Here is a 21245-nt window from a genome sequence, read left to right as displayed (position 1 = left end):
CGAGCTTATTCCGCCTCATGGACGATATGGAGTTTCGCCGCCGCCTCCGCCGCGATCCTCCGCGCATCCTCCACCGTCCCCGCACGGGCCAGCGCCACGCCCATCCGGCGATAGGGCCGCGTGGTCGGCTTGCAGAACAGGCGTACGTCCACCTCGGCGCCGGGCGTCGCCAACGCTTCGGCCAGCCCCTCGAAACGGAAGCGGTCCGATTGCCGGTCGGCCAGGATGACCGCCGACGTCGATGGGCCATAAAGCCTGATCTCCGGAATCGGCAGGCCCAATATGGCGCGGGCATGAAGGTCGAACTCGCTCAGATTCTGGGAGATCAGCGTCACCATGCCGGTGTCGTGCGGGCGCGGCGACAATTCGGAGAAGATGACGTCCTCGCCCTTCACGAAGAATTCCACGCCGAAAATGCCATGGCCGCCCAGATTGTCGACCACCTTGCGCGCCATGTCCTGCGCGTCGGCCAGCGTCTTGGCGGACATGGCGATCGGTTGCCAGCTTTCCTGATAATCGCCGCGCTCCTGCCGGTGGCCGATGGGCGGGCAGAACAGCACGCCCTCGCGTGTCCGCACGGTCAGCAGCGTGATCTCATAGTCGAAGGGGATGAACTCCTCGACGATCACGCGACGCCGGTCGCCGCGCATGTTCGCCACGGCATAGTCCCACGCCTTTTCCAGTTCCCCGGCGTCCCGCACCGTGCTCTGCCCCTTGCCGGAAGAGGACATGACCGGCTTGATGACGCAGGGCAGGCCGGTATGCTCCGCCCCGGCCAGCACTTCCTCCAGCGTTTCGGCAAAGCGATAGCGCGACGTGCGCAGGCCCAATTCGTCCGCCGCCACTTCGCGGATGGCGTCGCGATTCATGGTCATCATGGTGGCGCGGGCGGAAGGGACCACCGTGATGCCCAGCGCCTCGACCTCCGCCAGCGTTTCGGTGCGGATCGCCTCGATCTCCGGGACGACGAAATCGGGCCGATGCCGCAGGATCGCTTCCTTCAGCGCATCGCCGTCGAGCATGGAGAAGACTTCGCAGGCGTCCGCGACCTGCATGGCGGGCGCGCCGGCATAGCTGTCGCAGGCGATGACCCGGCAGCCCAGCCGCTTGGCCGAAATGGTGAATTCCCGGCCCAGCTCGCCCGAACCCAGCAACAGGATATGTGCGGTGAATGCCATGCGTCCCTTGTCCTTGCGAATCATCCGGTGAGGAAAGCTCCGCATGGCCTTTCGCCCGATGCGAGGTCAATCGCGCGGCGTATCCTTAGGGCGGCGCATCGGAGCCGGGCGGCTGGGTCGGGGCCATGCGCGGCGGGGGCGTGGCCTGCGGTTGCGCCGGAGAGGGGGCTGGACCGGCAGGCGCCTGATCGGCGGGAAGGCGGATCTGCGCCGGGCCGATATTCACCGTCATCCCTTCCTGATCGACATCCAGGCCCATATTGCCGATGCCCGTCTCCACCGTCACATTGGCGATGGCGTTGACCAGATCGCTGTCCTTCTGCTCCGCCGGCGCATTCTCCACCGGCTCGTTGATCGCGCGGGCCATGAAGTCCCGCCAGATGCGCGCCGGGATGCCGCCGCCCGCCGCGCCGCCGGGCAGGGGGGCGTTGTCGTCATTCCCGATCCACACCGCCGTCACCAGCCCGCCCGCATAGCCCACGAAAATGGCATCGCGGCTGTCCTGCGTCGTCCCGGTCTTGCCGAAGGTGCTGGTCCGCAGCGCCGCCGCGCTGCCCGTCCCCCGATTGGCGGCGGAAGAAAGGAGGTCGCGGATCATCTCCAGCTGATCCTCGCGGAAACGATGCTGGCGGCGCATCAGCCGGTCGAACCAGCCCTGTTCCTCGGGCGGCAAGCCATGCGCCGTCACGGGATAAGCCCCCGCCGCCACCGCCGCATAGGCTTCGGCCAGTTCGATCAGCGGAATCTCCGATGTGCCGAGCGCCAGGCTCAGATCCTCGGTCAACGGCGCGGTGACGCCCAGGTCGCGCGCGACCTCGATGACATTGTCGACGCCCACCTTCTGCGTCAATCGTACCGCCGCGACATTGCTGGAAACCGCGAAAGCCTGCCGCAGCGTGATCCGGCCCCGATATTTGCCGCCATGATTGGCCGGGCGATAGGTGCCGGTGGTGATCGGCGCATCCTCGATCATGTCGTCCGGCGTCATTCCGGCGCGGAACGCCGCCAGATAGACGAACAGCTTGAAGGTCGATCCGGGCTGGCGCTTCGCCTGGACCGCGCGGTTGAAGCTGCTCTTCCCGTAGTTCCGCCCGCCGACCATGGCGACGACGCTGCCGTCCGGCTTCATCGCCACCAGCGCCGCCTCCGCCTTGCCCAGAGGCGCGCGGCGCACGGCGCTTTCGGCGAGCCGCTGGATGCGCCAGTCGAGCGTCGTCGTCACATTCTGCGCGCCATAGACCGCGCCCGCCCGGTCCCGCGCGTCGGGCAGCACCCAATCCGCAAAATAGGTGCCGCTGGTGGGATCGGCCGTTTCCCGCACGTTGAGGCGCGCGGAGGGCAGGGCGTCGCGCTGCGCCTTGCTGATATAGCCCGCCTCCACCATCGCCTGCGTCACCAGATCGGCGCGGGCGCGCGCGCCTTTGAGGTTGGTGGTAGGCGCAAGGCGGGAGGGCGCTTTCAACAGGCCCGCCAGCATCGCCGCCTGCGGGATGGTCAGCTTCTCCGGCTCCCGGTTGAAATAATGGAGCGCCGCCGCGCGCAGCCCGTAGACATTGTCGCCGAAATAGACGTTCGACAGATAGCGTTCGAAAATCTGGTCCTTGGTCAGCCATGCTTCCAGCCAGAAGGCGATCAGCGCCTCGCGCGCCTTGCGGCCGAAGGTGCGGTCGGCGGACAGGAACACGCCCTTGGCCAGCTGCTGCGTGATCGTGCTGCCGCCCTGCGATGATCGGTCCGACCACATATTATGCCAGGCCGCCCGTGCGATTCCGCGCGGATCGACGCCCCAATGGCTATAGAAGCGCCGGTCCTCGATCGCCATGAAGGCTTGGGGCACATGGGGCGGCAGATCCTTGATCGCGACCGGCTTGTCGATCACGGCCCCGCGCCGGGCGATCAGGTGGCCGTCCGACGACATGAGGCTGATGCTGGGCGGGGCGACCGGCTCCAGCGATCGGGAGAGGGGCGCCGTCACCGCCAGCCATGCGATGAGGATCATCAGCAGCGCCAGCAGCCCCGCGACGACCCATCCCGCGATCTGCAACCGCCTTTTCCACGGCGTCGGCGGGGCGAAGGCGCTGGGCGGTCCCGCCCCGAAAGGGCGTTGCGCGTCGGCGGTGGAATCGGCGGTCGGCAGGGGTTCGATCATCGGTCAGGCCATGCTGTATTGTAAAGGTGATACAGTCAAGCATGTCCCGCAGCGGGACAGGATCGCATTAACCATGATTGGGCATGGCCGAAATGGTAAATGATGCGTTAACCAAGGGTCATGAGAAATCGTCCGCTCGTCCTCACCACCGAATCCGCCCGCCATCCTTTCCGGCGGATGCTGCCCCCTCATGTGCTGCGTGTGACCGATGGGAATGCCGCCGCGCGGGCGAAGAAGCCGGTGGACGACGACAGCGACTGGAAATTGTTCGCGCTCAGCTTCTGCGCCTTCTTCACGGCTTTCTACAGCTTCATCTTCTGACGGATCAGTGGCATTCCACGCCGTCGCAGGCCTTGTGCAGCGTCCAGGCGAGCCACGCGCAGGGCAGGGAAAGCAGGGCCACCAGCAGCAACTGGTTGATGACCGACATTCCCGCGATGCTGAGGCCGATGGCGCATAGCGATCCCACGACCATCGCCCCGGAATTGACGATATTGTTCGCCGCCACCGTGCGCGCCGCTTCGCATTTTTCGACGGTCGTGGTCAGGAAAGCGTAGAGCGGCACCACGAACATCCCGCCGAACGTCGCCACGCCCAGCAGGCAGAGCGACAGCGAAATCGCCAGCGGATGCGCCAGAAAGCCGGAGAGGGAGAGCAATTGCCCCTCCGGCTCCGGCGTCCACAGGTCGCACACGATATGGAAGGCGACGATGCAAAGCCCCATGCCGATCACCGAAGCGGGCGCGAATCGGGCGGAAACCTGACCGCGCAGCAGCCGGTTGATCGCGATGGAGCCGATGGCGATCCCGATGGAGAAGATGGCGAGGAACAGGCTGGCGACCGGCTTGTCGGCGGTCAGCACATTCTTCACCAGTGGCGGGAACTGGATGAACAGGATGGACCCGACCGACCAGAACAGGCTGATCGACATGATCGCCAGGAACAGGCGGCGGATGTGCATCGTCCCGCGCACCAGCGCGATGGAGGAGCGGATGATGTGGAAGTCGATCGGCTGCTTGTCCAGCAGCGAAGGCGCGGGCGGCACGGCCCGCCCCGCCAGATAGCCGATGACCGCCGTCAGGATGATCCCGATGGCCGCCACTTCGACCGGAATGACGCCAGCCAGGATCGTGCCCGCCAGAATCGCGATATAGGTGCCCGCCTCGACGAGGCCCGTGCCGCCCAGAACCTCCTCGTCATGCAGATGCTGGGGCAGGATCGCATATTTGATCGGGCCGAAGAAGGTCGAATGGACCCCCATCGCGAACAGCGCGGCCAACAGCAGCGGAATCGCCAGCGTATGCACGGCGATTCCGCTCCAGATCAGCGCAAGCCCGGCCGCGCCCACGCCCATGATCGCGATTTCCGCCGCCTTGACGATGCGGATGATCGTCGCCTTGTCGCGCTGGTCGGCCAATTGCCCCGACAGCGCGGACAGCAGGAAGAAAGGCAGGATGAAGATTCCCGTCGCCAGCGCGCTGAACCAGGTTTCGGACTTTTCGTCGTTGTAAACCTGATAGACCACGAACAGCACCATGGCGTTCTTGAACAGGTTATCGTTGAACGCGCCGAGGAGCTGGGTCACGAAAAGCGGCAGGAAACGGCGCTTGTTGAGAAGCCTGAGCGAGGCCTGCATGAAGGAACGGTCTTCTTCGCTGTGGAGAACCGGGCGGGGGTCTAGCCGCTGGAGGCGGTCCTGTCCAATGTTGCGCGCATCGGATGCGCCCTGCTTGTGCCCGCCGCCCGACTGTGGCAGTCCGCCGCTATGCTGACGCTGCCCAACCTGCTGACGCTTTCGCGCATATTGACCGTGCCGCTGCTGGTCGCGCTGCTCTGGCCCGCTGAGGTCGGCGCGCGCTGGACAACCGGCTATGCGCTGGCCTTCGCCCTTTACTGCCTGATGGGCGTGACCGATTATTTCGACGGCTATCTCGCCCGCGCGCAGGGCACGGTGTCGAAGCTCGGCGTCTTCCTCGATCCCATCGCGGACAAGATCATGGTGGGGGCGGTGATCCTGATGCTCGCGGCCACGCGGGACATTGCGGGCATCCATATCGTCGCGGCGATGGTCATCCTGCTGCGGGAAATCGCGGTGTCCGGCCTGCGCGAGTTCCTCGCCGGGTTGCAAGTGTCGGTGCCCGTGTCCCGCCTCGCCAAATGGAAGACGACGTTTCAGCTGATCGCGCTGGGCGCGCTGATCCTTGCCGGGGCGGTGCCGCATTATCCCTTCGTGCAGATGATCGGGCTGGCGACGCTGTGGGCGGCGGCGGTGCTGACGCTCGTCACCGGGTGGGACTATCTGCGCGTCGGCATCCGGCACATGGATTGATCCGTGGCGGCGTTGACCCTCGTCTATTTCGCCTGGGTGCGCGAAGCCATCGGCCTTGACGAAGAGCGTATCGAGCGGCCCGCGCCCGGCACCAGCATCGCCGACCTGATCGCAACCCTTGCCGAACGCGGTGGCGGCTATGCCGAAGCCCTTGGCGACCTCTCCCGCCTGCGCGCCGCCCTCGACCGGCATTTCGTCACCCTCGGCGAACCCATCGGGGAAGCGCGGGAACTGGCGCTTTTCCCGCCGGTGACGGGCGGATGAGGCGCATTTCCATCCAGACCGGGGATTTCGACGCGGCCGCCGAACTCGCCGCGCTGGAGGCGCTGGGCGGCGGCGGCGTGGCGAGCTTCACCGGCATCGTGCGGGACGAGGGCGGGCTGGCCGCGCTGGAACTGGAACATTATCCGGCCATGACCTTGCCGCAGGTCGAACGGATCGCCGATGAAGCGATGACCCGCTGGCCGCTATTGGGCCTCAGCGTCATTCACCGCGTGGGACGGCTGGAGCCGGGCGCGCGGATCGTCTTCGTCGGCACCGCCTCGCGTCATCGGGGGGCGGCGCTGGAAAGCTGCGCCTTCCTGATCGACTGGCTCAAATCCCACGCGCCCTTCTGGAAGAAGGAGCATTTCGCCGACGGCGCGGCCCGCTGGGTGGAGGCCCAGGCCGAGGATGAGGCGAAAGCGCGCGGCTGGACGCGCTGACCTAGCTCTCGCCCCGCTTTTCCGCCGCATCCCGCAATATCTCCGCGAGCAGGCGGAATTCCTTCTCCCGCGGGCTGTTCCTGCGCCAGATCAGCGCGATGTCCCGATAGGCCCGCTCCGACTGCAAGGGCCGCGCGGCGATATGGGTATGCTCCAATATCCCTCCGCTGATCGCCATTTCCGGCAGCATCGTCATGCCCAGCCCATTGTCCACCATCTGCACCAGCGTATGCAGGGACGTGCCCATCATGGTGGCGCTGGCGCGCAGTTCCGGCCGGTTGCAAGCCGCCAGCGCATGATCCTTCAGGCAATGCCCGTCCTCCAGCAGCAGCAGCTTCGTCTCGTCGATCATGTCCGGCCCGATCCATTCGGGCGGATCGCGCGGATCGTCATGGGGAAAAGCCACATAGAGCCGGTCCTGGAACAGGATCTCGCTGTCCACCTCGCCGGTCGGAAAGGGCAGGGCGAGCAGCACGCAATCGACCTGGCCGTGCCGCAGCGATTCGATCGCCGCCTGCGTCGTTTCCTCGCGCAGGTAGAGCTTGAGTTCCGGCCGGTCCGCGCGCAGGCGCGGCAGCAGGCGCGGCAGCAGGAACGGCGCGATGGTCGGGATGACGCTCATGCGCAGTTCGCCGGTCAGCGGCTTGCCGGACGCTTCGGCGATGGCGGACAGTTCCTCCGCCTCGCGCAGCACGCGATGCGCCTTTTCCACGATCCGGTCGCCCAGCGCTGTGAAGCGCACCACGCGCCGGGTCCGCTCCACCAGCGTCACGCCGATCAGCGATTCCAGCTCCCTGATCCCCGCCGACAGCGTGGACTGGGTGACGTAGCAGCTATCGGCCGCCTTGCCGAAATGCTCATGCTCCTTCAGCGCCACCAGATATTGGAGCTGCTTCAGCGTGGGCATGTAGTTGGACATCTTGATCGGCTCTTTCGATTAACAAGCCGAATATAAGTGACCTATCCTATATATCCAAGCCATTTGGTCACCCCGAACAGCGATGTCAGCGTCAGGATGATGCCCACCGCCACGAACAGGAAGCGGGGCGCGACATGGCGGGCCAGCATGGCGCCGAAGGGCGCGGCCACCACGCCGCCGATCAGCAGGCCGACCGTGTAGGTCGTGAACGTCTCCCACCCCAGATGCAGCAGGAAGGTGATGCTGATCGACAGGGTCAGGAAGAACTCCACCGTGTTGACCGTGCCGATGGTGTGGCGCGGGCTGGACCCCTGGATCAGCAGGTTGGACGTGACCACCGGCCCCCATCCGCCGCCGCCCGACGCATCCATGAAGCCGCCGACAAGGCCCAGCGGCGCGACCCATTTGGGATCGCGCGCCTGCGGCGGGAAGTGGAATCCGCGCCAGATCAGGTAGAGGCCGATGCCCGTCAGGTAAAGCTGCACGAAGGGCTTGATGATCGCGCCGTCGATGTTGGACAGCAGATAGGCCCCCGCCACGCCGCCGATCACGCCGGGAACGATGAGCCGCGCGAACAGCCGCCAGTCGACGTTGCGGTGCGCGATATGGCTGATCGCCGAAACGCCGGTGGTGAAGGTTTCCGCCGCATGGACGCTGGCCGAGGCCCTGCTCGGCGGCAGGCCCAATGCCAGCAGCAGCGTGCTGGAGATGACGCCATAGGCCATGCCCAGCGCGCCGTCGATCATCTGCGCCCCGAAACCCACGAGGATGAAGGGGAGGATGTCGCCGAAATGATGCATGAGAGAATCGATCATGAACCGCCTATCAATCGAATGTCTACTTCAATGATAGAAATTGAGCGCAAAGCCAAGCAGCTTTCCTTTCCCCGATGATAAGCTGTCTTTAGGGCTTCTCTGGAAAAATTGCGGATATGCGACTATGTAGAGCGGAACCGTGCACGGCGCGGGCTGTTCAGGGATGGAATGATGCTGCGTAACCTCATGGCTTATCTGGACTCGGTGAAGTCGCGGGACCCGGCGCCTCGTTCGCGCGCGGAAATCCTGCTCTATCCCGGCGTCTGGTCGCTGGCCTTCCATCGGGTGGCCCATCGCCTCTATCGCGTGCGCCTCTATTTCCTGGCGCGGGCGGTGAACCATCTGTCTCGCTTCCTGACGGGGAACGACATCCATCCCGGCGCGAAGATCGGCAAACGCTTCTTTATCGACCATGGCTTCACCGTCATTGGAGAGACCGCGGAAATCGGCGATGACGTCACCCTGTACCAGAATGTGACGCTGGGCGGAACGGACCCGGCCAACGGCATCGCGGGCAAGCGCCATCCGACGCTGGAGGACGGCGTGATCGTCGGTTCGGGCGCGCAGGTCCTGGGGCCGATCCGCGTCGGGTCCCGCGCGCGCATCGGCGCCAACGCCGTGGTGACCAAGGATGTGCCCGAAAGCGCGACGATGGTCGGCATCCCGGCGCGGCAGATGCTGGTCGACGTGACCGCCTATCAGCGCGATTTCGTCCCCTATGGCACGCCCTGTTCCGACTGCTTCGATCCGGAAAAGCAGAAGCTGGAACTGCTCCAGTGCGAAATGGAGCAATTGCAGAAGCGCCTGGCCGAATTGATCGAGGAGCAGAAACGGTCCTCCGGCCCGGCCGGCAAGGATGACATCACCCTGTTCAAGGAACGCGATCGCGCCTGATGTCCAATGTGACCCCTTTTCCGGCTCATGGGCAGAAGGCCGGACAGACCGGGTTCGATCGTCTGGAATTGCAGCGGATCATGGATTTATATGGCCGCATGGTGTCCGCCGGGCACTGGCGCGATTATGCGATAGACATGGGGCGCGACGCGGCGATCTTCTCCGCCTTCCGCCGGTCGGCCGAGCGCCCCGAATATCGCATCGAAAAGCGGCCCGCGCTACGCCATCGGCAAGGCATGTGGGCGCTGATCGGCGAAGCGGGGCATGTCCTGAAGCGCGGCCAGGAACTCCACGCCGTCCTCGCCCCCGTCGAAAGAAAGCTGCTCAAGATCGTCGATTGACGGCTCAGGCCGCCGCGCGATCCAGATAGGGCAGGCGATCCGTCAGCGCGTCGGGCAATCCGCCCACCACCCAGGCCCGCGCCCGGTGCCACAGCGCGGAGAGCAGCAGCAGCGCCGATCCGATCACCAATGCAGTGAAGGCGGAGGACAGTTCCACCGCCCCGGCCTTGTGGAACAACGCATAGAGCGCGAACAGCACATAGGCGAGGCTCGACACCAGCAACGCGCGCCGGTCGATGGCCAGCGCCACCAGTCCGAAGGCGAAATAAAGCGCGAGCACCATCACCGCCTTGCCCACGCCCATCTCATTGCCGTCGAACACGCCCAGCAGATGGAACAGCGAATGGGCGATCATCGGCGCGGCCGTCAGGTGCAGCCAGAAGGCCACGTCGGCACGGCGCGTCGTCCGTCCCCGGTCCGACATGTCCCAGCGCATCGCCAGCGCGAAGATCGCAAGCCCCGCGAGCAACAGCAGAACGAACCACAGCCCTTCGCTTTTCGGCGCGACCGACAGGACGAGGCCCGCGACGACACCCGCGCCCGCCGCCGCGCCCGCCGCGACGGTGATGGGCACCATGAAGCGCCGCCAGTGCACCCACGCCGCGCCAGCGGTCATCAGGGCGATGCCGGACACGATCAGCCCGCCGGTCCTGTCGTCGGCATCGGGGAAAATCTGCCCGGCCAGCGCCGCCAGCGCAAAGGCCACGCCGCCCACGAATCCGCCCAGCAACAGGATGGAGGGCAGGGCCATGCGCCGCTGCCGCGTGAAATATTCGGCCAGCCCCCAACTGGCGGCCGCGACCAGCAGGCCCGACGCGATGGAGGGATGATGCTCCCCCGCGCCCAGGCGCAGGCTGTTGCCCAGCCATCCGACCGCGACCAGCAGGATGATGCTGGCGATGGCGACGAAAATATCGTTGAAGCCGGTCAGCAGGCGGAAATGCTCTTCATCGACCACCGGACTGGCGCGCATCCGGGCGACATGATCGCGCAGCGCCTGCGCCGCCTCCGCGGACAGGGCGCCCGCCGCTACGGCATCCTGAAGATCGCTCTCGCTATACACGGCCAGCCCCTGATAATGTCTGATCCCGCCCGGTCTAGCATCGCTATATTATTTGGCAACACAGCGGATTTTCTCCTTTTTCCCACCCCTTTGCAATGATAGCGCCACCGCGACATAGTGAGGGAGTAGACCGCCATGACCCTGCCAGCGTTGCTTGAAGGCCGCTTGTCCCTGCCGCTGATCGGATCGCCGATGTTCCTGGTGTCGCGGCCGTCGCTTGTGATCGCCCAATGCCGCGCGGGCATCGTGGGTTCCTTTCCTTCGCTCAACGCCCGGCCTTCGGGCACCTTCGAAAGCTGGCTGCAACAGATCGAAGAGGCGCTGGCGGAAAAGGACGCGCCCTTCGCCGTCAACCTCATCGTCCACCGCACCAATGCGCGGCTGGAGGAGGATCTGGCCTTGTGCGTCAAATATAAGGTGCCGATCGTCATCACCTCGCTCGGCGCGCGGGAGGATGTGAACCGGGCGATCCACAGCTATGGCGGTATCGTCCTGCATGACGTCATCAACGATATGTTCGCGCGCAAGGCGGTCGAAAAGGGCGCGGACGGCCTGATCGCCGTGGCGGCGGGGGCGGGGGGCCATGCGGGCACCCTGTCGCCCTTCGCGCTGGTGGAGGAAATCCGCGCATGGTTCGACGGGCCGCTGGTGCTGTCGGGGGCGATCGCGACCGGCCGGTCCATCGCCGCGGCGCGGATGATGGGCGCCGATCTCGCCTATATGGGCTCCCCGTTCATCGCGACCGAGGAGGCCGATGCCGCGCCCGCCTACAAGCAGATGATCGTGGACAGCAGCGCGAACGACATCCTCTATTCCGACGTCTTCAGCGGCGTGCTGGGCAATTATCTGAAGCCCAGCATCGTCGCGGCGGGCATGGACCCGGACAATCTGCCGAACGCCGCCGCGATGGATTTCGCCAGCGCGGCAGGCGACGGGGCGAAGGCGTGGCGCGACATCTGGGGCGCGGGGCAGGGCATCGGCGCGATCCGCAAGGTTCAGCCCGCGGGCGCCTTCATCGATCAGCTCAAGGCCGAATATCGCGACGCCGTTGCCGCCTTCCGTTCATAGGAAAGCGCGCAGTTCGGCGATGAAGCGGTCGAACTGGTCATGATGCAGCCAATGGCCCGCATCGGCGAACTCCGCCAGCCGCGCGTCCCGGAAATGGGCGATCCGGCCATCCTTGACCGGATTTGACGCCCAGCTGTCGAGGCCGAGGCACAGCAGGACGGGGCAGGTGATCCGGCCCCAGAAGGCGGGCAGTTCCTGCTCGATCCCCGTGCCCGGCGACCAGTCGCGCAGGCAGGGGTCGAACTTCCAGCCATAGCTGCCGTCCTCGTTCCGGTTGGTGCCGTGGATGGTGAGGTGCAGCGCCTGCTCCACGGACAGATGATCGTTGCGCGCGCGCATCCGCTCGACGGCCGCTTCGATGGACGCCAGCTTGCGTATCGGCTTGCGCAATGTCGCCCGGCGCAGGTCGATCCATTCGCGCCATTGCTCGACGACGGGCATTTCCGCCTTTTCCTGGAGGCGCGCGGGGGAAAGGCCCAGACCCTCTATCGCGACCAGCCTCTCCACCCGTTCGGGGCAAAGGCCCGCATAGCGCAGGCTGATCGCCGCGCCCAGCGAATGGGCCACGATCGTCACTTTCCCGCTTCCGATCATGTCGATCATCTGCGCCAGATCGTAGACGAAGCTGCTCATCATATAGCCGCCGTCCGAAGACCAGCCGCTGTCGCCATGCCCGCGCAGGTCCACGGCCATGACGTGATAGTCGCCGCCCAGCGCCCGCGCGGTCCAGTCCCAGCTTCGCGCATGGTCGAACCCGCCATGCACCAGGATCAGGGGCGGGGCGGAAGGATTGCCCCAGTCCAGATAATGGAGGCGGGTCCGCAGCGATGTGAAGAAATGCGAAGTCGGGGTCGGCGCTGCGGGGGTTTCCATGCGATCCTGCGGGCTGGTGGAAGGGAAGCTTTCCCTTCCTTCGCCATGTCGCAGGCCGCTGGCAAGAGCGGCGGCGCGAAAAAGCGGCGGCCGGAACCTATCGCTGCCCCAAATCCCCCTGGGCGGGGCCGGAAGGATCGGCAGCGGGCCTGCGGCTTATCGTCCCCACTATCCTTGCCAGCGCGCCTTGCTTGAAGGGCTTGTCCAGCCTTGGCCTGCTGGTCGCATGGGGCGGCAATTCCGCAAAGCCGGTGATGATGATGACGGGCAGGCCCGGCAGCTTCTCCTCGATCACATCGGCCAGTTGCGCGCCGGTCATGCCGGGCATGGCATGGTCGGTGATGACCAGGTCGACCGTCCCCTGCTCCAATATCCGCAAAGCATCGGCCGCGCTGCCGGCCTGAAACACGGTATGCCCCAGATCCTCCAGCATCCCGGCGGTATTGGTCAGCACCAGATCGTCGTCGTCGACGGCCAGGATCACCAGCGGCTCGCCGGCTTCCTCCATCGCTTCCGCCGCGGCTTCCTCCGCATTTTGAATCTGGAGCGAGGCCACCGGCAGCCACAGCGAGACCGTCGTGCCCTTGCCCGTCTCGCTCGATATGGTCATGGCCCCGCCGCACTGTTCCGCAAAGCCGTGGACCATCGACAGCCCCAGCCCGGTCCCTTTCCCCACGCCCTTGGTCGTGAAGAAAGGCTCGGTCGCGCGCGCCAGCGTCGCTTCGTCCATGCCTTCGCCTTCGTCGATCACCGACAGGCGGATATAGGGGCCGTCCTGTAAGTCGCCGCGCGGGATGGAGGGGGTCGCGACTTCCACCCCTTCCAGGATCAGCCGCCCGACGCCGCGCATCGCGTCGCGGGCATTGACCGCCAGGTTCAGCAGCGCCAGTTCGAGTTGGGCCGGATCGGCATGGGCGGGCGCCATGGCGAGGGGAAAGCGGGATTCGATCACGATCCCGGTGCCCAGCGTCGCCTTCAGCAATTCGGCCATGTTGCGCACCAGCGCGATGCAATCGACGCTCTGTAATTTCAGTTCCTGCTTGCGCGCGAAGGCCAGCATCCGCTGGGTCAGCGTCGCGCCGCGCTCCGCCGCTGCCATGGCATTGTCGATATAGCGCGACACATCGGCCCCGGTCGTCATCCGCTGCCGGGCAAGGTCCAGGCTGCCGACGATGACGGCCAGCAGATTGTTGAAATCATGCGCCACGCCGCCCGTCAGCTTGCCGATGGCTTCCATCTTCTGCGTCTGGAAAATGGCCTCGCGCGCGTCTTCCAGAGCCCGCTGCGCCTCACGCCTTTCGGTCAGGTCGCGCGTGACCTTGGCAAAGCCCAGCAGGTCGCCCTGCGGGCTGCGGATGGCGTCGATGACGACGCTGGCCCAGAAGCGCGAGCCATCCTTGCGGATTCTCCACCCTTCGGCCTCGAAACGCCCTTCACGCGCCGTGATGTCCAGCGCCCGCGACGGAATCCCCGCCAGCCTGTCCTCCTCCGAATAGAAGCGGGAAAAACTCTGGCCGACAATCTCCTTCTCACTATACCCCTTCAGCCGCTCGGCCCCGGCATTCCAGCTGGCTACCGTGCCGTTGGGGTCCAGCATGTAGATCGCATAGTCCGTGACGCTCTGCACCAGCAGTTCGAACCGATTTCCCAGCTGGTCAGGCATTGCCTTTTTCACGGGAGCGGAGGTCCTTGTCATCATCTTTTGCCAGAAAGCAAACGCACCGTCGGGGGCAGGGGTTCCTCCCTTATGGGATTTGCGATTCCGCAGTTTTCGATCATGGATTATCAGAATATTCCATGACCGGCCATGAAAAGGAAACGCCATGTCTTCGCTGTCCGGCTGGTTCCGGGCCGGGCGACGGGCACGGCAGGTTTTTACCGCAAGACGGCGCCGTCACGGGATCCTGGCGAAGGGAAAGGGGCCGGGCAGGCTGGAGCGGGTGAGGGGAATCGAACCCCCGTCACTTGCTTGGGAAGCAAGAGCTCTACCATTGAGCTACACCCGCGGCGCCCTGCCCATGGCATGACCGGAAAGGCGCGTCAACCGACCTGCCGTTTCGCCAGTTTCCGGGCCAATGTGCGGCGGTGCATGCCCAGCCTCCGCGCCGCTTCGGAAATGTTGAAATCGCTGTCCTTCAACACTTCATGGATATGTTCCCATTCCAGCGTCTTGATCGATGTCGGGCGCGGGCCGAGCGGCGCGGCGGGATCGCCGCCCGACCGCGCGAAGGCGGCTTCTATGTCGTCGGTGTTGGAGGGTTTCGCCAGATAGTTGGTCGCGCCCAGCTTGATCGCTTCCACCGCCGTCGCGATGCTCGCAAAGCCCGTCAGCACGACGATCAGCATCGCCGGATCGTGGGCATGCAGCCTCTGGACGCAGGGCAGCCCCGACTGCGCGCCCAGCTTCAGGTCCACCACCGCATAGCCCGGGTCATGCGTCTCCAGCAGCTTCTCCAGCGCCTCCTGGCTGTCCGCCAGCAGCACGTCATAGCCGCGCCGCTCGAACGATCGCTTGAGCGTGCGGGCGAAGGCTTCGTCATCCTCCACGATCATCAGCAGGCGGTCATTGGGCATCCTCGATCTCCTCCATGGCCAGCGTGGCGAGCGGCAGGCGCAGCAGGACCAGCGCGCCGCCCTCCGCGCCGTTGCTCGCGCTCACGCGGCCGCCCAGCTTGCGCACGACATTGACGACGAGGAACAGTCCCAGTCCGCCGCCCTGCCGGCCCTTGCTGGATCGGTAGGGCTTGCCGAAATCGGCCAGCATATCCTCGCTGAAACCCGGCCCATTGTCCCGCACGGCGATGTTCAGCGAATGGCTGTCCCGCCCGACCAGCATGTCGATCCGGCTCGCGCCCGCTTCGCGCGCATTGTCGAGCAGGTTGCCGATGGCCTGCCGGATCACCGGATCGGCGACGATGCGGGGATAATCGTGCGGCCCGAAATCGCTCAGCAGTTCCGTGCCCGGATATGCTGCCCGCCAATCCTGCGCGATGCCTTCCACGAAATCGCGCAGGCCGGTGACGCGCGGCGCTTCTCCCCGTGCTTCGCCGGAGGACAGCAGGATGCCTGTGACGATGGCCTTGCACCGTCCGACCGCCGCCTGCATTTCCCGCACTTCCTCGACCAGCGCGGGGTGTTTCGTCACCTCCTTCATATGGAGCCAGTCGCCCAGCACCACCGCCAGTTGCGACAGCGGCGTGCCCAGTTCATGCGCCGCCCCCGACGCCAGCAGCCCCATGCGGACGATATGCTCCTCCTCCGCCGCCTGTTGCCGCAGCCGGGCCAGATATTTCTCCCGCAACTGGAGGTTGTGCGTGACCCGCGACATGAACAGCACCAGCAGCACCGCGATCATGGCGAAGCTGATCCACGTGCCGATGATATGCAGGTCGAACAGATGCCCCTCCAGCGCGCCCGATAGCGCCAGCGGATGATGGAATATCGACAGCATCGCCGCGCACAGGATCGACAGGATCGCGATCCCCCACACGCTCCATCGGTCGAGCAGCACCGTCGCCAGCGCGACCTGCAACAGGTAAAGGCCGATGAAGGGATTGGTCGCCCCGCCGCTCAGGTAAAGCTGCGCCGTCAGCGCCAGCACGTCGAACAGCAGGGCCAGGAACAGTTCCGGCCGCGCCACGTCCGTCCGGCGGCGCAGGATCGCGAAGCTCGCGACGTTCATCGCGCAGGCCAGCGCCGCGATCAGCAGCATCGGCGCGATGGGCAGGTGGATGCCCATGCCGAAATGCACGATCAGGATCGTCGCGACCTGCCCGGCGATGGCGATCCAGCGCAATTGCACCAGCAGCGCCATGTTCCGCCGCCCGGCCGCGTTGGCGGGCCAGTGGCCGGGCAGCCACCGGGCGATGATGCGCGGAGCCGTCATGCCGCCGCGCGCGCTTTCCACTCCACACGCATGACGAAGATGTATGCGCCCGCGCTCATGATCGCCAGCGCGAACCATGTCAGCGCATAGGAAAGATGATGATTGGGAAAGGCGACGACGGTCAGCCCGCCGACCGGCGGCATATCGGGGGAAGGGGAAGCCTCCGCATCGATGAAATAGCCGGCGACCGGCCGCTTCAGCCCGCGCTTGGCCGCCATGGCCGCCACGTCCCGGGAGTACCAGCGGTCCGCCGCCGGATCGTTGGCGCGCAGGAACCCGCCGCCCGGCTCGCTCACCCGCAGCAGTCCGGTCAGCGTCACCGGCCCCTGCGGCCGCTCATAAGCGGCCTTCGCCTCCGGCGGCACGAAACCCCGATTGACGATCACGGTAAAGCCGTCTTCCGTCACGAGCGGCGTCATCACCCAATAGCCCGCCCCGCGCACCGTCGCGGCCTGCACCAGCGTCGCCTCGTCGTTCAGGAAGCGCCCCGTCACGCGCAGTCGCCGATATTCGTCCGCCTTGCCCGCCGATCGGGGAGCCGCCACCGGATCGGCATGGATTCGCGCCTCCACCCGCGCGATCAGGTCGCGCTTCCACGCCAGCCGCTTTACCTGCCACGCGCCCAGCGCGCCGAATCCCGCCACCAGCAAAGCCGCGATCAGCGTCAGCCCGATCAGGAACCCCGCCGACCGCCTCCTTGCCGTCACGGCATCTGGCTCATGTCGTGGACGCTCATTCCCTGCATCTGGGGCATCATATTATGGTTGAGATGGTACATGACCCACATCGATCCGGCCAGGGTGATGACCACCAGCACCAGCGTGAAGATCAGCGCCATCATCGTCCACCCGCCTTCCGACCGCGTGTTCATGTGCAGGAAGAAGACCATGTGCACGACGATCTGCACCGCCGCAAAGGCCATGATGACGAAAGCGGTCGTCTTCGGATCGGCGAAAGTGCCTGTCATCACCAGCCAGAAGGGGACGGCCGTCAGGATCACCGACAGGCCGAAGCCGATCATGTAGCTGCCGAACGTGCCGTGCGCCTGGCCGCCCCCATGATGGCCATGGGCGTCGTGATTCTCGTGCGCGCTCATCGCAGCATCCCCATCAGGTAAACGAAGGTGAAGACGCCGATCCAGATGACGTCGAGGAAGTGCCAGAACATCGAAAGGCACATCAACCGCCGCTGGTTGGCGGGGATCAGCCCCTTTTGCGCGACCTGCGCCATCAGCGTCACCAGCCAGACGATGCCGAAGGTGACGTGCAGCCCGTGGGTGCCGACCAGCGCGAAGAAGGCGGAGAGGAAACCCGACCGCATCGGCGTCGCGCCCTCATGGATGAGGTGCGCGAACTCGTACAGCTCGATGCCGAGGAAGGCGAGGCCGAAAAGGCCGGTGACCGCCAGCCAGCCTTGCGTCGCGCCGATCCGGTTCTTCTCCATCGACAGCATCGCAAAGCCGTATGTGATGGAGGAGAACAGCAGCATCGCCGTGTTCAGCGCCACCAGCGGCAGGTCGAACAGGTCTTTCGGCCCCGGCCCGGCGGCGTAGTTGCCGTCCAGCACCGCATAGGTCGCGAACAGGCAGGCGAAGATGAGGCAGTCGCTCATCAGGTACATCCAGAAGCCCAGCATGGTGCTGGAGCCTTCGGGATGGTGCGGTTCCTGTTCCAGATGGAAGATCGGCTTGCCGTCCTTGTCGAGGAAGGCGGGATCGCCAAGGGAATTTGGGGTAGGTGTGCTTGCCATCTGCCTTTAGCCCTGCATCGCGAGCTGACGGGTGCGCTCGCCCTCGGTGCGCTCGACCACGTCCCTCGGGATATGGAAGTCGCGCTTGTAGTTGAAGGTGTGGCCGATCGCGACCGCCAGGATGCCAACGAAGCTCAGCCCCGCGAGCCACCACATGTACCAGATCATGCCGACGGAAAAGGCGACCGACAGCCCCGCAAGGATGATGCCCGCGCCGGTGTTGCCCGGCATATGGATCGGCTCGAACCCGCTGGTCGGGCGCCGGTATCCGCGCTTCTTCATGTCGGCCCAGGCGTCGCCGTCGTGGATGACCGGCGTGAAGGCGAAATTATAGTCCGGCGGCGGCGAACTGGTCGACCATTCCAGCGTCCGGCCGTTCCACGGATCGCCGGTCGTGTCGCGCAGCTTCTCGCGATTCTTGATGCTGACCCCGAACTGGATGAACATGCACGCGATGCCCGCCGCGATCATGACCGCGCCCAGCGCCGCGATCTCGAACCAGATTTGCAGGCTGGGGTCATCAAACACCCGCATCCGCCGCGTCACGCCCATCAGGCCCAGGATATAGAGCGGCATGAACGCGAACCAGAAGCCCACGACCCACAGCCAGAAGCTGCGCACGCCCCATTTGCGGTCCAGCCTGAAGCCGAACGCCTTGGGCCACCAATAGTTGATCGCCGCGAACAGGCCGAACAGCACGCCGCCGATGATGACGTTATGGAAATGCGCGATCAGGAACAGCGAGTTGTGCAGCACGAAGTCGGCGGGCGGCACCGCCAGCAGCACGCCGGTCATGCCCCCGACCACGAAGGTCAGCATGAAGGCGATGGTCCACATCATCGGCAGTTCGAAGCGGATGCGCCCGCGATACATGGTGAACAGCCAGTTGAAGAGCTTCGCGCCGGTCGGGATCGAAATCACCATCGTCGTGATGCCGAAGAAGCTGTTGACGCTCGCCCCCGATCCCATGGTGAAGAAATGGTGCAGCCAGACGAGGTAGCTCAGGATCGCGATCACCACCGTCGCATAGACCATCGACGAATAGCCGAAGAGCCGCTTGTTCGAGAAGGTGGAGGTGACCTCGGAGAACACGCCGAACAGCGGCAGGATCAGGATATAGACCTCCGGATGGCCCCATATCCAGATGAGGTTCACATACATCATCGGATTGCCGCCGAAGTCGTTCGTGAAGAACGCCGTCCCGACATAGCGGTCGAGGCTGAGCAGCGCCAGAACGGCGGTCAGCACCGGGAAGGCCGCGACGATCAGCACGTTGGCGAGCAGCGAAGTCCACACGAAGATGGGCAGCTTCATCATCGTCATGCCCGGCGCGCGCATCTTGACGATGGTCGCGATCAGGTTGACGCCGGACAGCAGCGTCCCGATGCCCGCGACCTGTAGTCCCCAGATATAATAATCGACCCCTACGCCGGGACTGTAGGCGATGCCCGACAACGGCGGATAGGCGAGCCATCCCGTCCGCGCGAACTCACCCACGAACAGCGACATCATGACGATGACGGCCCCCGCCGTGGTCATCCAGAAGCTGAAATTGTTGAGGAAGGGAAAGCTCACGTCCCGCGCCCCGATCTGGAGCGGCACCATATAGTTCATGATCCCGGTAATCATCGGCATCGCGACGAAGAAGATCATGATGACGCCGTGCGCCGTGAAGATCTGGTCGTAATGATGCGCGTTCAGATAGCCTTCGGACCCGTTGAACGCCATCGCCTGCTGCAACCGCATCATGATCGCGTCGGCGAACCCGCGCACGAACATGACGAGGCCCAGGATCATGTACATGATGCCGATGCGCTTGTGGTCGACCGTGGTGAACCAGTCGCGCCACAACATGCCCCAGAGGCGGTATCTGGTGACGAGGCCCAGCACCGCGCCGCCGCCGATGGCGACCGCGATGAAGGTGCCGATCAGGATCGGCTCGTGGATCGGGATGGCGCTCCAGTCGAGCCGCCCGAAGATCAGTTTCCAGATGCCGCTATTTTCCGCTGCGGGATGGGGGGACATGGTTCAGGCCTTCAGGCGAAAGGAAAGGGGAAAGGATGGAATGGCCGCTCGCGGCGGGGAGGGTGGAACATCACATGCCATGATGCCCTCCATGCCCGTCGGCATCCTTCTGCCCCGGAGCCTGATGACCCTGTTCGGCGGGCGTGCGTTCGGCCGCAGGGGTCATCCCGGCGGGCTGGGCGATCTCGCCGCGCTTGCCCGGCGGCAGGGGGTGGAAGCCGCCCACGTCGATGGTGCCGTCATGCCGCAGCCCTTCCGTATCGCGCGCCGATTCCTTGCCCGCGCCGCCCCTGGCGTCGGTCATCATCACCGCGTCCATGCACCGCTTGCCCGGCTGCGCGCACATGTTGAGCGCGGCGTGGAACATCGCCGGATCGACCCTGCCGAAATGCATCGGCGGCACCTTCTCGCTCGGCTGTTCCAGCTTCACATAGGCCGCCCGGTCCAGCCCCGCGCCGCTCGCCCTGACCTTCGCGACCCACCGATCGAACCCGGCCTGGTCCATCGCATGGAATCGGAAGCGCATGTTGGAAAAGCCCGCGCCCGAATAATTGGCGGAAAAGCCCTCGAAATTCCCCGGCCTGTTGGCGACCGCGTGCAGCACCGTCTGCATCCCCGGCATGGCGTAGATCTGCCCCGCCAGCGCGGGCACGAAGAAGCTGTTCATGATGCTGGACGATGTTATCCTGAACTCGATCGGCTGGTCGACCGGCGCGGCCAGCTCATTCACCGTCGCGATGCCGAGGTCGGGGTAGATGAACAGCCATTTCCAGTCCATCGCCACCACTTCGACCTTCAGGCGCGGGGCGGCGGGGTCCACCTTGCGCTGATGGTCGATCCGCTCGATGGGGCGATAGGGGTCCAGCAAATGCGTGCTGGTCCAGGTGATCGCCCCCAGCGCGATGATGATGAGCAGCGGGGCGGACCAGATCAGCAGTTCCAGCGTCGTCGAATGGTCCCAATCGGGATCGTAATCCTCCGCCTGCGCCTTTTCCCGATAACGCCACGCGAACCACACCGTCATCGCCATCACCGGCAGGATGATGAGCAGCATCAGCGCCGTGGAGATCAGGATCAGGTCGCGTTGCTGCAACGCAACATCACCCGCCGGGTTCATCAATATCCAATCGCATCCGCCCAGCGGCAGCAGCAGGGCAGGGCTGAAGCGGCGCAAAAATGCGGAACGGTCGATGATTCGGCGAACGGTCATGCTCCTCGCATAGTCAGGGCATCTACGGATCGACATTGGACC

At 65.3% G+C, this 21245-nt stretch carries 22 protein-coding genes and 1 tRNA gene; 7 read left to right on the top strand and 16 right to left on the bottom strand.

What is annotated here, in order from left to right; genetic code table 11:
• Nucleotides 1-5 precede the first annotated feature (5 nt).
• Together purT and SCLO_RS04865 are read right to left on the bottom strand one after the other, a co-directional pair.
• Nucleotides 6-1178 carry a formate-dependent phosphoribosylglycinamide formyltransferase gene (purT, locus tag SCLO_RS04870; RefSeq protein ID WP_066514318.1) on the bottom strand — a complete coding sequence of 391 codons (1173 nt, stop codon included), beginning with the start codon at nucleotides 1176-1178 and terminating at the stop codon, nucleotides 6-8.
• A gap of 85 nt (nucleotides 1179-1263) precedes the next feature.
• Complete coding sequence (locus SCLO_RS04865) at nucleotides 1264-3327, bottom strand: transglycosylase domain-containing protein (protein WP_066514201.1); 2064 nt, start codon at nucleotides 3325-3327, stop codon at nucleotides 1264-1266.
• A gap of 120 nt (nucleotides 3328-3447) precedes the next feature.
• Here SCLO_RS04865 and SCLO_RS04860 point away from each other — a divergent pair, with 120 nt between their 5' ends.
• On the top strand, nucleotides 3448-3648 hold the full coding sequence (locus SCLO_RS04860) for a hypothetical protein (protein ID WP_066514200.1): 201 nt from the start codon (nucleotides 3448-3450) through the stop codon (nucleotides 3646-3648).
• Between the two features lie 4 nt (nucleotides 3649-3652).
• Here the strand turns inward: SCLO_RS04860 and SCLO_RS04855 are convergent, their stop codons facing one another.
• Nucleotides 3653-4963 (bottom strand): MFS transporter, encoded by a 1311-nt coding sequence (locus tag SCLO_RS04855; protein WP_066514197.1) that lies wholly within the window; start codon nucleotides 4961-4963, stop codon nucleotides 3653-3655.
• A gap of 129 nt (nucleotides 4964-5092) precedes the next feature.
• Here SCLO_RS04855 and pgsA point away from each other — a divergent pair, with 129 nt between their 5' ends.
• The 3 genes from pgsA to SCLO_RS04840 are packed head-to-tail and all read left to right on the top strand — an operon-like array spanning nucleotide 5093 to nucleotide 6360.
• Nucleotides 5093-5656 (top strand): CDP-diacylglycerol--glycerol-3-phosphate 3-phosphatidyltransferase, encoded by a 564-nt coding sequence (gene pgsA / locus SCLO_RS04850; protein ID WP_066514316.1) that lies wholly within the window; start codon nucleotides 5093-5095, stop codon nucleotides 5654-5656.
• A gap of 3 nt (nucleotides 5657-5659) precedes the next feature.
• Nucleotides 5660-5920, top strand: a complete 261-nt coding sequence (locus tag SCLO_RS04845) for a MoaD/ThiS family protein (protein WP_066514195.1) — start codon at nucleotides 5660-5662, stop codon at nucleotides 5918-5920.
• Nucleotides 5917-6360 carry a molybdenum cofactor biosynthesis protein MoaE gene (locus SCLO_RS04840; RefSeq protein WP_066514193.1) on the top strand — a complete coding sequence of 148 codons (444 nt, stop codon included), beginning with the start codon at nucleotides 5917-5919 and terminating at the stop codon, nucleotides 6358-6360. The genes SCLO_RS04845 and SCLO_RS04840 overlap by 4 nt, the downstream gene beginning before the upstream one ends.
• Nucleotide 6361: 1 nt before the next feature.
• Here the strand turns inward: SCLO_RS04840 and SCLO_RS04835 are convergent, their stop codons facing one another.
• A complete protein-coding gene (locus SCLO_RS04835) occupies nucleotides 6362-7279 on the bottom strand; it encodes a hydrogen peroxide-inducible genes activator (RefSeq protein ID WP_066514191.1) in 918 nt (305 codons plus the stop codon).
• A gap of 41 nt (nucleotides 7280-7320) precedes the next feature.
• On the bottom strand, nucleotides 7321-8094 hold the full coding sequence (locus SCLO_RS04830; RefSeq protein ID WP_066514189.1) for a sulfite exporter TauE/SafE family protein: 774 nt from the start codon (nucleotides 8092-8094) through the stop codon (nucleotides 7321-7323).
• A gap of 171 nt (nucleotides 8095-8265) precedes the next feature.
• On the opposite strand from SCLO_RS04830, the gene epsC reads away from it, so the two are divergent.
• The gene (epsC, locus tag SCLO_RS04825; protein ID WP_066514313.1) at nucleotides 8266-8988 is read left to right on the top strand and encodes a serine O-acetyltransferase EpsC; all 723 of its coding nucleotides are present in this window, start codon (nucleotides 8266-8268) and stop codon (nucleotides 8986-8988) included.
• A complete protein-coding gene (locus SCLO_RS04820) occupies nucleotides 8988-9329 on the top strand; it encodes a DUF2794 domain-containing protein (protein ID WP_066514184.1) in 342 nt (113 codons plus the stop codon). The genes epsC and SCLO_RS04820 overlap by 1 nt, the downstream gene beginning before the upstream one ends.
• Nucleotides 9330-9333: 4 nt before the next feature.
• Here the strand turns inward: SCLO_RS04820 and SCLO_RS04815 are convergent, their stop codons facing one another.
• Nucleotides 9334-10392, bottom strand: a complete 1059-nt coding sequence (locus tag SCLO_RS04815) for a hypothetical protein (protein WP_066514181.1) — start codon at nucleotides 10390-10392, stop codon at nucleotides 9334-9336.
• A gap of 135 nt (nucleotides 10393-10527) precedes the next feature.
• On the opposite strand from SCLO_RS04815, the gene SCLO_RS04810 reads away from it, so the two are divergent.
• The gene (locus SCLO_RS04810) at nucleotides 10528-11460 is read left to right on the top strand and encodes an NAD(P)H-dependent flavin oxidoreductase (RefSeq protein WP_066514180.1); all 933 of its coding nucleotides are present in this window, start codon (nucleotides 10528-10530) and stop codon (nucleotides 11458-11460) included.
• Here the strand turns inward: SCLO_RS04810 and SCLO_RS04805 are convergent.
• The 10 genes from SCLO_RS04805 to cyoA all read right to left on the bottom strand — a co-directional run bounded on the left by SCLO_RS04805 (nucleotide 11455) and on the right by cyoA (nucleotide 21203).
• Nucleotides 11455-12333, bottom strand: a complete 879-nt coding sequence (locus tag SCLO_RS04805; protein ID WP_066514176.1) for an alpha/beta fold hydrolase — start codon at nucleotides 12331-12333, stop codon at nucleotides 11455-11457. The genes SCLO_RS04810 and SCLO_RS04805 overlap by 6 nt on opposite strands.
• Before the next feature lie 97 nt (nucleotides 12334-12430).
• Entirely contained in the window at nucleotides 12431-13996 is a 1566-nt protein-coding gene (locus SCLO_RS04800; protein ID WP_255210211.1) for a PAS domain-containing sensor histidine kinase, read from the bottom strand.
• Between the two features lie 269 nt (nucleotides 13997-14265).
• Nucleotides 14266-14339, bottom strand: a tRNA-Gly gene (locus SCLO_RS04795).
• A 34-nt stretch (nucleotides 14340-14373) separates the two neighbouring features.
• Nucleotides 14374-14907: a response regulator transcription factor gene (locus SCLO_RS04790; RefSeq protein ID WP_066514174.1), complete on the bottom strand. Its 534-nt coding sequence runs from the start codon at nucleotides 14905-14907 to the stop codon at nucleotides 14374-14376.
• A complete protein-coding gene (locus SCLO_RS04785; RefSeq protein WP_066514304.1) occupies nucleotides 14897-16219 on the bottom strand; it encodes an ATP-binding protein in 1323 nt (440 codons plus the stop codon). The genes SCLO_RS04790 and SCLO_RS04785 overlap by 11 nt, the downstream gene beginning before the upstream one ends.
• Complete coding sequence (locus SCLO_RS04780; protein ID WP_066514172.1) at nucleotides 16216-16926, bottom strand: SURF1 family protein; 711 nt, start codon at nucleotides 16924-16926, stop codon at nucleotides 16216-16218. Before SCLO_RS04780 ends, SCLO_RS04785 begins: the two co-directional genes overlap by 4 nt.
• Entirely contained in the window at nucleotides 16923-17315 is a 393-nt protein-coding gene (gene cyoD / locus SCLO_RS04775) for a cytochrome o ubiquinol oxidase subunit IV (RefSeq protein ID WP_066514168.1), read from the bottom strand. The genes SCLO_RS04780 and cyoD overlap by 4 nt, the downstream gene beginning before the upstream one ends.
• Complete coding sequence (gene cyoC / locus SCLO_RS04770) at nucleotides 17312-17854, bottom strand: cytochrome o ubiquinol oxidase subunit III (protein ID WP_231923402.1); 543 nt, start codon at nucleotides 17852-17854, stop codon at nucleotides 17312-17314. The genes cyoD and cyoC overlap by 4 nt, the downstream gene beginning before the upstream one ends.
• A 120-nt stretch (nucleotides 17855-17974) precedes the next feature.
• Nucleotides 17975-19993: a cytochrome o ubiquinol oxidase subunit I gene (gene cyoB / locus SCLO_RS04765; protein ID WP_066514164.1), complete on the bottom strand. Its 2019-nt coding sequence runs from the start codon at nucleotides 19991-19993 to the stop codon at nucleotides 17975-17977.
• A gap of 70 nt (nucleotides 19994-20063) precedes the next feature.
• Nucleotides 20064-21203: a ubiquinol oxidase subunit II gene (gene cyoA / locus SCLO_RS04760; RefSeq protein ID WP_066514163.1), complete on the bottom strand. Its 1140-nt coding sequence runs from the start codon at nucleotides 21201-21203 to the stop codon at nucleotides 20064-20066.
• Between the last annotated feature and the right edge of the window lie 42 nt (nucleotides 21204-21245).

It is taken from the genome of Sphingobium cloacae (assembly GCF_002355855.1).
GTDB classification, from domain to species: domain Bacteria; phylum Pseudomonadota; class Alphaproteobacteria; order Sphingomonadales; family Sphingomonadaceae; genus Sphingobium; species Sphingobium cloacae.
Note: the sequence above shows the minus strand (reverse complement) of the source record. Positions and strands in the feature narration are given on the sequence as shown.

Coding starts and splice junctions, on each gene's coding strand:
- purT (WP_066514318.1), bottom strand. CDS start 1,178: ATGGCATTCACCGCACATATCCTGTTGCTGGGTTCGGGCGAGCTGGGC.
- SCLO_RS04865 (WP_066514201.1), bottom strand. CDS start 3,327: ATGATCGAACCCCTGCCGACCGCCGATTCCACCGCCGACGCGCAACGC.
- SCLO_RS04860 (WP_066514200.1), top strand. CDS start 3,448: ATGAGAAATCGTCCGCTCGTCCTCACCACCGAATCCGCCCGCCATCCT.
- SCLO_RS04855 (WP_066514197.1), bottom strand. CDS start 4,963: ATGCAGGCCTCGCTCAGGCTTCTCAACAAGCGCCGTTTCCTGCCGCTT.
- pgsA (WP_066514316.1), top strand. CDS start 5,093: ATGCTGACGCTGCCCAACCTGCTGACGCTTTCGCGCATATTGACCGTG.
- SCLO_RS04840 (WP_066514193.1), top strand. CDS start 5,917: ATGAGGCGCATTTCCATCCAGACCGGGGATTTCGACGCGGCCGCCGAA.
- SCLO_RS04835 (WP_066514191.1), bottom strand. CDS start 7,279: ATGTCCAACTACATGCCCACGCTGAAGCAGCTCCAATATCTGGTGGCG.
- SCLO_RS04830 (WP_066514189.1), bottom strand. CDS start 8,094: ATGATCGATTCTCTCATGCATCATTTCGGCGACATCCTCCCCTTCATC.
- epsC (WP_066514313.1), top strand. CDS start 8,266: ATGCTGCGTAACCTCATGGCTTATCTGGACTCGGTGAAGTCGCGGGAC.
- SCLO_RS04820 (WP_066514184.1), top strand. CDS start 8,988: ATGTCCAATGTGACCCCTTTTCCGGCTCATGGGCAGAAGGCCGGACAG.
- SCLO_RS04810 (WP_066514180.1), top strand. CDS start 10,528: ATGACCCTGCCAGCGTTGCTTGAAGGCCGCTTGTCCCTGCCGCTGATC.
- SCLO_RS04805 (WP_066514176.1), bottom strand. CDS start 12,333: ATGGAAACCCCCGCAGCGCCGACCCCGACTTCGCATTTCTTCACATCG.
- SCLO_RS04800 (WP_255210211.1), bottom strand. CDS start 13,996: ATGCCTGACCAGCTGGGAAATCGGTTCGAACTGCTGGTGCAGAGCGTC.
- SCLO_RS04790 (WP_066514174.1), bottom strand. CDS start 14,907: ATGCCCAATGACCGCCTGCTGATGATCGTGGAGGATGACGAAGCCTTC.
- SCLO_RS04785 (WP_066514304.1), bottom strand. CDS start 16,219: ATGACGGCTCCGCGCATCATCGCCCGGTGGCTGCCCGGCCACTGGCCC.
- cyoD (WP_066514168.1), bottom strand. CDS start 17,315: ATGAGCGCGCACGAGAATCACGACGCCCATGGCCATCATGGGGGCGGC.
- cyoC (WP_231923402.1), bottom strand. CDS start 17,854: ATGCTGGGCTTCTGGATGTACCTGATGAGCGACTGCCTCATCTTCGCC.
- cyoB (WP_066514164.1), bottom strand. CDS start 19,993: ATGTCCCCCCATCCCGCAGCGGAAAATAGCGGCATCTGGAAACTGATC.
- cyoA (WP_066514163.1), bottom strand. CDS start 21,203: ATGACCGTTCGCCGAATCATCGACCGTTCCGCATTTTTGCGCCGCTTC.